Below are 13,887 nucleotides of genomic sequence, written 5' to 3'. Positions count from 1 at the left end.
CTATGTCCAAACCCACCCCTTCTCTTCGGCTAACTCATCTCCATAAGACAGACCTTTTAAAACGCTTCATAATGTTTGACATTTTACTGGCCTACGAATATAGACTTTGACCTTTGTGATAAATATAATACAATTAAAAGATATACTATGCACAAGGGGAATTATCAATGATAAATCAAAATGAATTGGACATCTTATATAAACTAAAAAAAGAAGTTGAAAAATCTGACCATCAATCACTAGTTACAATGATTAACCAAATTATTAAAAAAGTATATTTGAATCATTATACGCTTACGTTTGTAGGCCATTTTTCTGCTGGCAAATCCACACTTATCAACAATTTAATTGAACGCGATATTTTACCAAGTTCTCCCGTTCCAACAACAAGTAATACTGCTTTAGTTTCTGTTTCAAATGAAGAAGGTATTACAGCAAACTTAGAGGGACAAAAATATTCCGTACTCGAGAATTATGATGCAGTCAAACAAATGAATCGTGAAAATTACCACGTCGAATCAATTGATATACGTTTTAAATCAAACCTTTATCATGACGGTCTCACTTTCCAAGATACTCCGGGGGTAGACTCAAATGTAAAATCACATAGTATAAGTACAGAAAGTTTTCTCTATACAAGTAACATCGTATTTTATACTGTAGACTATAATCATGTTCAATCATCGCTTAATTTTCAATTTATGAAACGTTTAAATCAGTCTAATATTCCAGTTGTTTTCATCATTAATCAAATAGATAAACATAAAAATGATGAGCTCAGTTTTGAAATGTTTAAATCTCGTGTCCAAAAATCAATAATAGACTGGGACATTGACATTTTAAAAACTTTTTTTGTTTCAAAGTATGATGATGTTCATAATCAACTTGACTCACTTAAATCTTTTATTCATGAACAAGACAATAAGAGAGAAGCAATTGAAAGCTATGTTAAACGTATTACACAATTAATCACATCTAAGCAATCCCAATATTTGGATGACGAAATGGATATAATACTTGATCAGTTAAATATTGAAGCTCAAGAATTTGAACAAGCATATAGTACATATCAACAAAATGAAGCGGTTAGTGAAGAAGCCCAATTACTCAATGATAAACAAGCATTAAAACATTATCTAACTGAAAAAAGAAAATCGATTATAGATAACGCATATATTATGACTCATGATATGAGGGAACACATTCGTTATTACCTCGAAAGTACGACTAAGGACTTTAAAGTAGGTAGCTTTTTAAACAAAAAGAAAAAGACTGAAGCAGAGAGACAAAATCGTCTTGAACAGCTCATGACCAAATTACAAAGTAAAGTAGTTCAAAATATATTTAAACCAATGCAAGATGATATGTCTTTTTTAACTCGATTCAGTACAGATTCAAAATTAAATCAGCGTATATTAAATCAACATTTTGAGTTACCAACATCTTTAGTAATAGACTTAAATCAAACACAAATCAATATCAGCAACCAATATGTCCTTACATTTTCAGATGATTTAATGAAAAGCATTCGTCATGCAATCTTGAAGCATTTTGAAAAGCTTGATGATGATATACTAGAAAAGGTACACGCGGAAGAAAACACTGCATCTCATAGTGACATTGAAAAACTATATCAGCGCTATATTGAATTAGGAAATCTCAAACGATCTTTAGAAACAAGAAACTATAAACATTACTATATCCATATGGATGACTCATTAGATCAATTAATTGATCGACATCGAATCGAGTATAAACCTCAAGGCAAAGTTAAGATAGAAGAAGAAAATACTTCATCAACCAAAACCTTTACTAAAATAGAGTCAGCGTTTTCGAAATCTAAAGTTGTCTCAGCACTCAAAGATTTAAGAGATGTACCTTTATTTCAAAATACTATTAAAAATATTGAGCATTCACTAGATCGTATGGATCGTCAAATTATAAAAATCGGTGTGTTTGGTACATTTAGTGCAGGCAAGAGTAGTTTAATCAACGCACTTTTAGGCGCTCCGTATTTAATCAGTTCGCCAAACCCAACAACTGCCGCAACAACGGAAATTTCATATGGCAATCAGAATAGTGTAACATTCAAGACTAAAGAGGCACTTTTAGAAGAAATTAATAGTGTGACTGATATGATTGGGTTGCAATTTGAAACGATTACGCAATTTTTGTCTTTTAATACGTCCCAATTGAAGTTACAAATTGATAAAAATCGATTAGCTTTTATAGAGGCGATTGAAAAAAACTATCAATTATACGAGCAATTAATTGAAAAAGGAATACAACACTCCATTTCAAATGCCGACATTCAAAAATGGAGTGCCGAAGATGAATATGCTACGTTTGTCGATACTGTCCATATACAATTACCGATAGACTGGCTAAAAAACAAAATCATAATTGATTCATTAGGTCTACATTCCAATAACCAGCGACATACACATGAAACTGAAAAAATATTGACTACATCCGACTTAATTATATATGTCAGCTACTTTAATCATTCATTTACAGACAATGATAAAATGTTTATTCAACATATGAAAGATATGAACCAATTACTCGAACAACAAGCATTCAAAATGGTTATAAATGCTACTGATTTAGCGGAATCTGATAATGACAAAAAAGCTGTCATTCAATATGTCGAACAGGCATTAAGCGAAGTACAAATGTCACCGGAAATCTTTGCCGTTTCAAGTCGAAACGCATTGACTCACCATGATAAAGGAATTGAACAATTGACTGACAGTATACAGCACTTTGCTCATGTAGAATCTAAACAAATCTTAGAAAGAAATATCGTACATCAAATAGAATACATTCAACAAGCATACTTTAAAATGATTCAAGATTATGAAACAAATGCTCAAGAAACAGAAAACCATAAACAGGCATTACAACAATTGGCACTACCAAGTGTCTTTAATCAACAGCAAATCATTGATGCAACTTATCAAAAAGTATCAAATGAAATTGACACCCAAATTTATCATTTAAATGAACGGTTAAAAATTCAATTATTAGATGACATAAAGTCAGTTTTTAACAGCCAAATGACAAATACAGATGATTTCAAATATGAAAAGCAAGCTGCTTCAAAAATGTATTTAGATCAAATTCACCAAAAACTATATTTAGAACAGTCTTTAATTGTCGAGCGAATCAAACGTATTTATCAGCAAGAATTAGAGAGCAAACTTATTCCAACGCTAAAACAATTACATCAACACCACGTAATCATTCAACCTGATATTCAGTTTGACATTTCAGAAATTGACCAAATGTTATTGAAAATTGACTTAGAGTCGCTGATTCGTCAACTTCCAAAATCCTTGACAAAGAAGCGAATTTTACAATCACATTATCAAAAGGAAATACATGAATCGATTAAAGTAAGTACATTAACGCTTTTAGGACCACGCCTAAACGATTTAAAACATGCACTAGAATCGATATTAAATGAGTTCAAAGACCAGTCCGTCTTGATATTAAATCAACTTGAAGATGCAACACAAGAAGATATACAAAGCATTTTAACATTTGAATTAGATGATGCGTTCATTCAAAAACTCAAATCCATTCTACCAACCTTAACACACATTACATCATTCAAAGGAGATAAAAATGTCGAATAGAATATTATTAGTCGACGGAATGGCGATGTTGTTTCGTCACTTCTATGCATCTAGCATACATCAAAACTTTATGAGAAATTCTGAAGGTATCCCAACCAATGGGACACAAGGTTTTGTTAGACACATTTTCAGTGCATTAAAACAAATCAAACCTTCTCATGTTGCGGTCTGTTGGGATATGGGAACATTCACATTTCGCAATGAAACATTTGCATCCTATAAAAGCAATCGTCCAGAACCACCCGAAGAATTAAAACCTCAATTCACTCAGGTTAAGCATATTTCAGAAGTACTACAATTCTGTAATATTGGTATCAATCATTTTGAAGCAGATGATGTGATTGGCACTTTAGCAAATCATTTTGCCCAGTACCAAAACCATGAAATCTACATTATAACGGGCGATAGAGATTTACTACAATGTGTAAATCACAATGTCAAAGTTTGTTTAATTAAAAAAGGATTCACAGAATATCATATTTATGATCAAAAAAGATTTGTAGATGAATATCATTTAAATCCTATTCAACTCATAGATGTAAAAGCATTTATGGGGGATACTGCAGATGGTTATCCGGGCGTCAAAGGAATTGGTGAAAAAACCGCTATTAAATTAGTGCGTCAATATCATAGTGTCGAAGGAGTGCTCGAACATTTAAATGAATTGACAGCGAGTCAACAGCTCAAAATCAAAAATAATATTGAATCATTAAAAGTATCTCAATCTCTCGCCAAAATTCATAGTCATGTGCCTTTAGAGTTTGAAGACATCTATAACAAAATGGCATATCGTATAGACAAACATTCCATACTACAAACATGCCACGATTATGAGCTTCATGTATCAAGAAAATTTATCGAAAAATTACTATAATATTTGATGATAAATGCTTTTTTATCAAAAAGTCACATTATCTTGGTAACGTCTAAATAATTGTAATTAAGCTAACACTCATATAAAAAACCATTTCGATAGGTATTCATTTTTAAGGAATACGTCATATCGAAATGGTTTTTTCGATTGAGTGACACTTTAACACGAAACACATTTTTAATTGACTATTCTTTAGTCAATTGATATAAAGTTTGTTGTGCAAGGGCATTCGCTTCTTTATTTTGTGATCGTGGAATCCATTTCACAAAACAAACTACAAATGCCTCTTCTGCTAATTTTTGATATTTTTCTAAGTAACCTTTAAATTTGGGGTTTCTTATAAATCCACGTTGAATCGCTTCTTCTATCAGTTTTGAATCAGTATGAATTAATGCATTTTGAACATTTAGCGCTTTTGCTTTTTCAAGTGCCAATAATAATGTTTCCCATTCAGCACTGTGATTATCCATTTCGCCTAATGCACCTGAATATGTTTTACGGTAACCGTCTTCAACGATCGTGATTCCATATGCACTTAACCCAGGATTCCCTTTTGAAGCTGCGTCTAAATATATCTTTGCCATATTTTTCATCTCATTCCAATTTTTAAATTAAAAAACAATTACTGCACATGATCATGAACCTTTTCGCGACGATACATCGATTTAGCCCAATAACCAAATGGGACATTAAGAATTGTAGCAAGAAGTTTTAATAAATAAGTTGTAATAAAAATTTCTAAAATAACACTATTTGGTAGTGGACCGCCATAAAATGCAATTAACACGAATAACGCAGTATCAATAATTGAACTCAACGCAGTGCTACCATATGCTCTGATATAAAATGTGCGATCAGAACTAAAAATTTTACGAATAGTACTAAATATAAACACATCAATATGTTGACCGATAATGTATGCCAAAATCGAGGCAAATGCAATTCTCGGAACCACACCAAAAATAGACTGTAAAGCCGTTTGTGCTATATCAGCATCACTCGGTTTAAACGCTAACGATATCTGCATAACAATAATCATAATTAAAGTAGAAGAAAAACCGAGCCATACAGCTTTTTTGGCAACTTTTCTACCATAAATATCATTAAGGATATCTGTAGCTAAATATATTGATGCAAACATGACATTACCTAATGTTGCAGAAATTGTAAAAATATCTACAGTTTTAAGTACTTGTATATTTGCGATAATAGTCCCCATCGCTACCCAAGCATAAAGACCTTCCTTACCAAAAAAACGAAACATTAAAACCATTAGTAAAAAAGTACCTATAAAGGCACCTAATCCTAATAACTCATTATACATCAATTTAATTCCTCCTAAATTTTGATTACGCGGGTGTTTAGAAACCGCTTCAGATGATAACTCAATCATCATAAAGGAAATGCCTTTATTTTTCAATCTTTTATTTTAGATACACGCTAAGTATGAGTTAAACACTTCATTGTCTATTTAAATCGTGTTACTATTGTTTAGACATATAGTGTACTATACTTAATGAGAGGATGAGTGAGGTGTTAACTGACTCGAAAAGACAAGCCATTCAATCAATTGATAAGTTAATGAATCAATACTGTAATCAATGTCTTATCAAAACACACTTACGAAAAGAGAAAAGTAAAACTAAAGCTCATCACTTTTGTATTAGTGAATGTTCAATTGGCAAACAAATTCAACAACTAGGAAATGAATTACAGTAAACACCGACACAGGAGGCTACCTATGGAAGTTATCAAAGTAGAACCTACACCTAGTCCAAATACGATGAAAATCGTCCTTTCAAAAACACGTGAAGACAATAAGTCTCAAACCTATTCAGAGATTAAAGATGCTAATCCAAACTATATCAATACGATTTTAAATATAGAAGGGGTTAAATCTATTTTTCACGTCATGGATTTTATTGCAGTTGATAAGAAACCGAGAGCTGATTGGGAACAATTACTTCCTAAAATCACTGCGTCATTAAATGGAAAAGCATTAGACATGACACAGCACGCATCAAATGAACATTTCGGGGAAGTTCAAGTTCAAGTCTTAACATTTAAACAAATCCCTTACCAAATCAAATTAATGTCATCACTTGATGAATCGCGATTGCAATTAGAGGATCGCTTTGTAAATGCAATGTTAAAAGTCCAAAAACCTGATGATAATGTTATATTTTTAAGAAAATGGGTAGATTTAGGTGTACGATATGGTGAAATGGACGACATTTTAAAGGATGTTGAAGATGAAATCAATGCAATGTATCCTAATGACACCTTGGAAAGCTTAGTCGAACAAGCCCTAGAATCCGATACTTCTGCACCAATTAAAACATATGAACATGTATCGTTGTCACAATATCAATCGGCTAAAGATTGGAAAATGAGATTGAATATGTTGAAGCAATTTCCAACACCTACAAAAGAAGATTACAAATTATTAGACTGGGCTTTAACTGATGAGAAAGTTCCCATCAGACGAGAAGCTATTGTACTACTTGGTATGGTTGAAGATAGAGAGACGCTACCCTATTTATACAAAGGGTTAAATGATAAGAGTCCAGCAGTTAGACGAACAGCTGGGGATTGCATTAGTGACCTAGGATTTAAAGATGCTTTGCCAGAAATGGAAAAAGCGTTATCAGACCCTCAAAAAATTGTACGTTGGCGCGCAGCCATGTTTATTTTTGATGAAGGTAGTACCGAGCAACTCAACACACTAAAACAACACCAAAATGATCCAGCCTATGAAGTGAAGTTACAAGTACAAATGGCAATCGAACGAATTGAAAATGGAGAAAAAGCACTAGGTTCGGTTTGGAAGCAAATCGCCAATCGAAACCAATAAAATCAATATTTTTGAATAAGGAGTTTTTTGAATGAATGCATACGACGCTTATATGAAAGAGCTTGCTGCACAAATGCGCAGTGAATTAACAGGGAATGGTTTTGAAAGTCTAGAATCTGACGATGCAGTCACAAATTATATGGAGCAAGTAAATCAGGATGACACTACCTTTGTAGTCATCAATTCAACTTGTGGTTGCGCTGCAGGTTTGGCACGTCCAGCTGCAGTTGCAGTTGCCGAGCAAAATGACCGTAAACCTTCGAACAAAGTCACTGTGTTTGCTGGGCAAGACAAAGCTGCTACAGAAAAAATGAGAGAATATATACAACAAGTTCCTTCAAGTCCATCTTTTGCACTATTTAAAGGTACTAATTTAGTCCACTTTATGCCTCGAGAACATATTGAAGGTCGTGACATTAACGATATCGCAATGGATTTAAAAGATGCTTTCGATACACATTGTTAATTAATAGCATATTGACTTAATATACAGTGTTTTGAATAGAATTAATTATAGCGAGAAAATGAATTTTTATTGTTAATTTAATTTCATTTTCTCGCTTTTCGTTTTTTATTTTTAAATTACTTTAAAATCGTCTATTATATATATTAAGAGAAAGAGGTGATTGTCATGAATTCATTTGATTCTACTTATCATGACTTATGCAAGGAAATATTAGAGGTCGGAAATACTCGTGACGATCGTACAGCTACAGGAACAATATCAAAGTTTGGCCACCAAATGCGCTTTGACTTATCAAAGGGATTTCCATTACTAACAACCAAAAAAGTCTCTTTTAAGCTTATAGCCACAGAACTCATTTGGTTTATTCGAGGCGATACAAATTTAAGATATTTATTACAATATAATAATAACATTTGGAATGAATGGGCTTTTGAAAATTATATTAATAGTTCATCATATAACGGCCCTGACATGACGAACTTTGGACATAGAGCACAAACGGATTCAGCATTTAGAGATGTTTATAAAGCCGAAATGGAATCATTCAAATCTAAAATTTTAAATGATGATGCTTTCATGGCTAAATTTGGTGACTTAGGTAATGTATATGGCAAACAATGGCGTAATTGGATAGGCCCAAATGGTGAAGTAATTGACCAATTAAAAAATGTAATCGAGCAACTTAAAAATAATCCGAACTCAAGACGTCATATTATAAGTGCTTGGAATCCTGCTGAAATAGACTCGATGGCTTTACCACCATGTCACACATTATTTCAATTTTATGTTGAAGATCATCAATTAAGTTGCCAACTCTATCAAAGAAGCGCCGATGTTTTTCTAGGAGTGCCTTTTAACATTGCTAGTTACGCTTTATTAACGCATCTCATAGCGAGAGAGTGTGGTTATGAAGTGGGAGAATTTGTTCATACAATAGGAGATGCACATATCTATAGCAATCATATTGACGCTATACAAACACAACTAAAGCGAACAAGTTATAGTGCTCCTGAACTCATCATTCATTCAAACCGTTCTATTTTTGATATTGAATATGAAGATTTAGAAATCAAGAATTATCAATCCCATCCGTCTATCAAAGCACCAATTGCAGTTTAAAAGGAGATGTTTCATATGACACTATCAATTTTAGTCGCTCACGACCAAAATAGAGGTATTGGATATCAAAATCAATTACCATGGCACTTACCAAACGATTTGAAACACGTCAAAAATCTAACAACTGGTCATACACTGGTCATGGGACGTGCAACATATGAATCAATAGGTAAACCTTTACCTAATCGGCGAAATGTAGTACTGACTCGAAATAAAGACTTTCATCCAGAAGGTGTAGAAGTCATACATCATATTGACGAAATCAAACAACTAGACGGTCATGTCTTTATATTTGGTGGTCAAACACTATTTGAAGTATTGATAGATCAAGTTGATGACATGTATATCACCGTGATTGAAGATCAATTTCAAGTCGATACATTTTTCCCACCTTATCGCTTTGATGACTGGACAGTCGAGTCAGCCATAGAAGGGGTTGTAGATGAGAAAAACAAATATGCGCATACTTTTTTACACTTAGTAAGAAAGTAAACTTTGGAGGTACATGATAAATGCAAAAAATTATAGTTACAGATTCTACATCGGATTTAGATTCGTCTTTTTTAGAAGCACATCACGTCCACGTTATACCATTAAGTGTTACAATTAATGGCAAGACGTATGAAGATCAAAAGGATATATCTTCTGAATCATTCGTCAATTATTTAGAAGACGACACAAATGATTTAAAAACGAGCCAACCTCCTATAGGGAAATTCGTAGAAAAATATGAATCACTTGCAAAACAAGGATATGAAATTATCAGTATTCATTTATCTTCAGGCTTAAGTGGCACATACCAAACTGCGCTCCAAGCCAGTCAAATGGTCGACGGTAAGATTACTGTTATTGATTCTAAATCAATTTCACACGGCCTAGGTTATCAACTTAAGTATTTAATCAATTGGGTTGAAGCTGGTTTATCCACTGAAGAAATCATAAATAAAATTGCAAAATTACAAAAAAACATTAAGCTTTTTGTGATTATCGGACAACTTGATCAACTCGTTAAAGGTGGCCGTATTAGCAAAACAAAAGGAATCATTGGAAATTTAATCAAAATCAAACCGATTGGTGAGTTAGTTGATGGAAATCTTGAAATGATTCATAATGCAAGAACACAAGGAGCATGTATCAAACATATTGTTAATGAACTTTCACCATTTATTGGTAATGATACTGTCGAATCAGTTGGAATATCTCATGCGAATGCGCCTAGTTTTCTAGAAAAAATTAAAGAAAAGCTAGATGATACATTTAATATTCAACATTTTGACGAAAGTAGTACAACACCGGTTATTTCTACACATACTGGTACCGGTGCAATCGGATTAGTTGTTCTCAAAAATTCAACTCATATTTAAACGCGTGGAGGTGACTTTATGGCATATGCAACACTGGCAGGTGGTTGTTTTTGGTGCTTGGTCAAACCATTTACAAGCTATGATGGTATTAAAAAAATTACTTCTGGATATAGTGGAGGACATACCGAAAATCCTACTTATGAGGAAGTATGCTCAAATACAACAGGGCATGTGGAAGCTGTTCAAATAGAATATGATGATTCAGTCATTTCCTTTGGCTCTATCCTTGATATCTACTTTAAAACATTCGATCCTACTGACAAAAATGGTCAATTTTTTGATAGAGGCGAAAGTTACAGACCTGTGATTTTTTATCATGATGACAATCAAAAAGATGTCGCAGAACAAAAAATACAGTCATTAAATGCTCAAAATATTTTTGATAAGCCTATCGTGACACCGGTTGAGCCTTATCGGAATTTTTATCCGGCAGAAGACTATCATCAAGATTATTATAAAAAGAACCCAATGCATTATGAACAGTATCAAAAAGGCTCAGGACGTAAAGCATTTATCGAAAACCACTGGGGGACTCAATCATGATCAAAAAAAATAAAAGTGAATTAACAGATTTAGAGTATCTGGTGACACAACAAGATGGTACAGAACCACCCTTCGACAATGAATATTGGAATCATTATGAAAAAGGTATATATGTCGATAAAATTTCCGGCAAGCCTTTATTTACATCAGAAGATAAATTCGAATCAAATTGCGGATGGCCAAGTTTCTCTAAAGCAATAGATGATCAAGACATTATTCAACTAGTAGATAAATCATTTGGAATGATTAGAACAGAAGTACGATCAGAAGATAGTAACAGTCATCTAGGTCATGTGTTTAACGATGGACCAAAAGAACGCGGTGGATTACGTTACTGCATTAATTCGGCAGCAATTCAATTTATTCCTTATGATAAACTTGAAGAGTTAGGCTATGGCGATGTCATCAAGCTATTTGATTAACATATAAGGAGAGAACAAAATGTTTAAAAAATTATTTGGTAATCATAAAAACATGAGTAAAGACGTCAATATCTTTTCGCCCATAACTGGTCAATATGTCAAAATTGAAGATATTCCAGACCCTGTATTTGCTCAAAAAATGATGGGTGAAGGTTTCGGCATTCAACCTACTGAGGGATTAGTTGTCTCACCCGTTGAAGGTATTGTAGACAATGTTTTCCCAACAAAACATGCAATCGGTCTTAAAACTGATAATGGTCTAGAAGTACTTGTTCACATTGGTATTGATACCGTTCAATTAAATGGTGAAGGTTTCGAAATGTTTGTAAGTAGCGGCGATCGTGTCTCTGTTGGTGATAAGTTAGTTCAATTTGATATTGACTTTATTAATCAAAATGCCAAATCTACTATTTCACCTGTTATTATTACAAATACAGATAGTACAGAATCTATCGAAGTCCTTGATTCTGAATCACTGAAAAGAGGCGAATCTAAAGTGATAGATGTGAAGTTATCATAATGAAAGACGCTTCTTTCTATCAATTTGCACTAACAGTCAGGGGGCGTTCTGATGAGAAAGGTCACCTTGCCGAATTAATTTATGATGATCTTTCTTTCCCAAAGTATGAAACGTCTTTCAATGTACTTTCAGAACATATTGAAACACATGGTAACTATACAATACCAATGACAGTTTTTGATGATTTATTTGAAGAGTATCAAGAATGGCTTCAATTTTAACATACTGTCGAAAAAATACCATTTTACAATTTTGCCCATAATCTATATGAGTCAATTTCTACATTTATAAACACGTGTCTTGTTTTATATAATTTGTTTAAATTAAAAAAGAGAAATATTAAGTGATCATATCTCAACGCCATTCTTGATATAGAAGCAAGATCATGAATTCTGACATTTCAATGGAATTCAATCTTGCTTCTTTTTCACTCTATTCCAGAAAGGGGACAATTCATTTGAATCCAGATCAATCATCTCAGTCAGATGAAAAGAAAACCCATTACATAACGTTACGTCATTTTATTATAAGTATATTTATTACAATTATACTGACCTTATTGGTAACAAGCAGTCTTTTTTACCTTTACATTCAGTATAATCAGCAAAATCAAGTACAGGCTAATTCACAAAAACTCTCAAAGGTTTATGAACTTATAGCCAATGATTATTATAAAAAGCAAGATAAAGATGACCTGGTTAACCAAGCCATTAAAGGGATGACAAATAGTTTACATGACCCTTACACTGAATACTTAACTAAGGAAGAAACAGATTCTTTTAATGAAAATATTTCAGGTGATTTCGTCGGCATTGGTGCAGAAATGGAACAAAAAGGGGATAAAATTTATATAGCTACACCTTTAAAAGACTCACCCGCTGAAAAAGCAGGACTAAAACCTAAAGATGAACTAGTTAAAATTGATAACAAATCTATTAAAGGGCAAAAACTAAGTGCCATTATTCCAAAAGTACGTGGTAAAAAAGGCTCAGAAGTTCAGTTAACTATTCAACGAAACAACGATCAAAAAACGTTTAGTATTAAACGAGACACTGTTCATGTAGAAAGTGTTAAACATGAAAAGCACCAAGGTGTAGATGTCTTTAAAATTAGTAAATTTCAACAAGGTACTTCTGGAGAACTTAAACTGGCTATTCAAGATGCTTTACAAAAAGGCTCTAAGCACATCATTCTTGATTTAAGAAACAATCCAGGTGGCCTGTTAGATGAAGCTGTAAAGATGGCTAATATATTCCTAGAAAAAGACCAAGTCGTAGTCCAATTGGAAAAAGATGGTCAGAATGAGAAAATTCGCACCTCTAATGCGCCCCTTAAAAATATAGACCAAGTTAATGTATCGATATTACTTAACAAAGGATCAGCCAGTGCTTCGGAGGTTTTTGCAGGTGCATTAAAAGATCATAAGATAGCTCAAATTTATGGCGAAACGTCTTTTGGTAAAGGAATCGTGCAAACTACACGTGAGTTTAGTGATGGTTCCCTATTGAAGTTCACTGAAATGAAATGGCTTACACCACATCATCACTATATTCATAATAAAGGGATTGCACCTGATGTACAAATTAAGGGCGCAGCTTATGAAGATATTAAAGAAATCCCAAATGACCAAGTTTTTAAATTAGGAGACGATAATGTTAATGTTCGATCAATTAAAATTGGACTCAAAGCCCTGAACTATGATATAAACAACTTGAACAATTATTATGATGAATCTTTAGAGCAAGCTGTGATTTCATTTCAAAAACAAAACAACATTCCTGTAAATGGAGAATTTGATAGTGAAACCAATCGTGCCTTTATCGAACAGTTGGTTCAAAAGTCATCAAAAGAAGATTCAGTGCTAGACAAAATGATTCAAAAACTAAAATCTTAATTAACATGATTCATACACTTAATCAAAACATTTAATAAAGATTTATTTTGAGATCTTCATAAGAGGTTGGGACAAAAGCTTGAAAGATTTAAGATGCGTCGTCTAGATGTCAGTACCTAGCGTACCGTTTATTAGGTTTCCAGTAACAAGCGTTACAAAGTCCCGCCTCAACTACAATATGAGAATAGAG

Annotated in this window: 15 protein-coding genes; 13 read left to right on the top strand and 2 right to left on the bottom strand. The window is 33.1% G+C overall.

The features are described 5' to 3' along the window. Positions 1–167: 167 nt before the first annotated feature. Both C7J90_RS08825 and C7J90_RS08820 read left to right on the top strand, forming a co-directional pair. Positions 168–3,641, top strand: coding sequence for a dynamin family protein (locus C7J90_RS08825; RefSeq protein WP_103208963.1), 3,474 nt, complete (start codon positions 168–170; stop codon positions 3,639–3,641). Continuing rightward, entirely contained in the window at positions 3,631–4,515 is an 885-nt protein-coding gene (locus C7J90_RS08820) for a 5'-3' exonuclease (RefSeq protein ID WP_106465136.1), read from the top strand. Before C7J90_RS08825 ends, C7J90_RS08820 begins: the two co-directional genes overlap by 11 nt. A gap of 185 nt (positions 4,516–4,700) precedes the next feature. On the opposite strand, the gene C7J90_RS08815 is transcribed toward C7J90_RS08820, so the two are convergent. After that, complete coding sequence (locus tag C7J90_RS08815) at positions 4,701–5,099, bottom strand: ribonuclease HI family protein (RefSeq protein WP_103208965.1); 399 nt, start codon at positions 5,097–5,099, stop codon at positions 4,701–4,703. A 38-nt stretch (positions 5,100–5,137) separates the two neighbouring features. Further along, positions 5,138–5,839, bottom strand: a complete 702-nt coding sequence (locus C7J90_RS08810) for a queuosine precursor transporter (RefSeq protein ID WP_103208966.1) — start codon at positions 5,837–5,839, stop codon at positions 5,138–5,140. Positions 5,840–6,039: 200 nt separating this feature from the next. Between C7J90_RS08810 and C7J90_RS08805 the strand changes: the two genes are divergently transcribed. From C7J90_RS08805 to C7J90_RS08755, 11 genes are all read left to right on the top strand, one after another. After that, entirely contained in the window at positions 6,040–6,234 is a 195-nt protein-coding gene (locus C7J90_RS08805; RefSeq protein WP_103208968.1) for a zinc-finger domain-containing protein, read from the top strand. Positions 6,235–6,256: 22 nt separating this feature from the next. Beyond that, a complete protein-coding gene (locus tag C7J90_RS08800; protein WP_103208970.1) occupies positions 6,257–7,369 on the top strand; it encodes a virulence factor in 1,113 nt (370 codons plus the stop codon). Between the two features lie 31 nt (positions 7,370–7,400). After that, on the top strand, positions 7,401–7,835 hold the full coding sequence (gene brxA / locus C7J90_RS08795) for a bacilliredoxin BrxA (protein ID WP_103208971.1): 435 nt from the start codon (positions 7,401–7,403) through the stop codon (positions 7,833–7,835). 165 nt (positions 7,836–8,000) lie between these two features. Next, positions 8,001–8,954 carry a thymidylate synthase gene (locus C7J90_RS08790; protein ID WP_103208973.1) on the top strand — a complete coding sequence of 318 codons (954 nt, stop codon included), beginning with the start codon at positions 8,001–8,003 and terminating at the stop codon, positions 8,952–8,954. Positions 8,955–8,969: 15 nt separating this feature from the next. After that, the gene (locus C7J90_RS08785) at positions 8,970–9,446 is read left to right on the top strand and encodes a dihydrofolate reductase (RefSeq protein ID WP_103208975.1); all 477 of its coding nucleotides are present in this window, start codon (positions 8,970–8,972) and stop codon (positions 9,444–9,446) included. A gap of 20 nt (positions 9,447–9,466) precedes the next feature. Then, positions 9,467–10,318 carry a DegV family protein gene (locus tag C7J90_RS08780; RefSeq protein WP_103208977.1) on the top strand — a complete coding sequence of 284 codons (852 nt, stop codon included), beginning with the start codon at positions 9,467–9,469 and terminating at the stop codon, positions 10,316–10,318. Positions 10,319–10,336: 18 nt separating this feature from the next. After that, positions 10,337–10,861 (top strand): peptide-methionine (S)-S-oxide reductase MsrA, encoded by a 525-nt coding sequence (gene msrA / locus C7J90_RS08775; RefSeq protein ID WP_103208979.1) that lies wholly within the window; start codon positions 10,337–10,339, stop codon positions 10,859–10,861. After that, a complete protein-coding gene (msrB, locus tag C7J90_RS08770) occupies positions 10,858–11,283 on the top strand; it encodes a peptide-methionine (R)-S-oxide reductase MsrB (protein WP_103208980.1) in 426 nt (141 codons plus the stop codon). Before msrA ends, msrB begins: the two co-directional genes overlap by 4 nt. A 19-nt stretch (positions 11,284–11,302) precedes the next feature. Further along, positions 11,303–11,803, top strand: a complete 501-nt coding sequence (locus C7J90_RS08765) for a PTS sugar transporter subunit IIA (protein WP_103208982.1) — start codon at positions 11,303–11,305, stop codon at positions 11,801–11,803. Continuing rightward, positions 11,803–12,024, top strand: coding sequence for a YozE family protein (locus C7J90_RS08760; RefSeq protein WP_103208983.1), 222 nt, complete (start codon positions 11,803–11,805; stop codon positions 12,022–12,024). The genes C7J90_RS08765 and C7J90_RS08760 overlap by 1 nt, the downstream gene beginning before the upstream one ends. Positions 12,025–12,206: 182 nt before the next feature. Then, positions 12,207–13,697: a S41 family peptidase gene (locus C7J90_RS08755; protein ID WP_167389013.1), complete on the top strand. Its 1,491-nt coding sequence runs from the start codon at positions 12,207–12,209 to the stop codon at positions 13,695–13,697. Positions 13,698–13,887 lie beyond the last annotated feature (190 nt).

Origin of the sequence: Staphylococcus felis, assembly GCF_003012915.1 — a bacterium.
GTDB classification, from domain to species: Bacteria; Bacillota; Bacilli; order Staphylococcales; family Staphylococcaceae; genus Staphylococcus; species Staphylococcus felis.
This window is presented reverse-complemented; position numbering and strand designations above follow the sequence as displayed.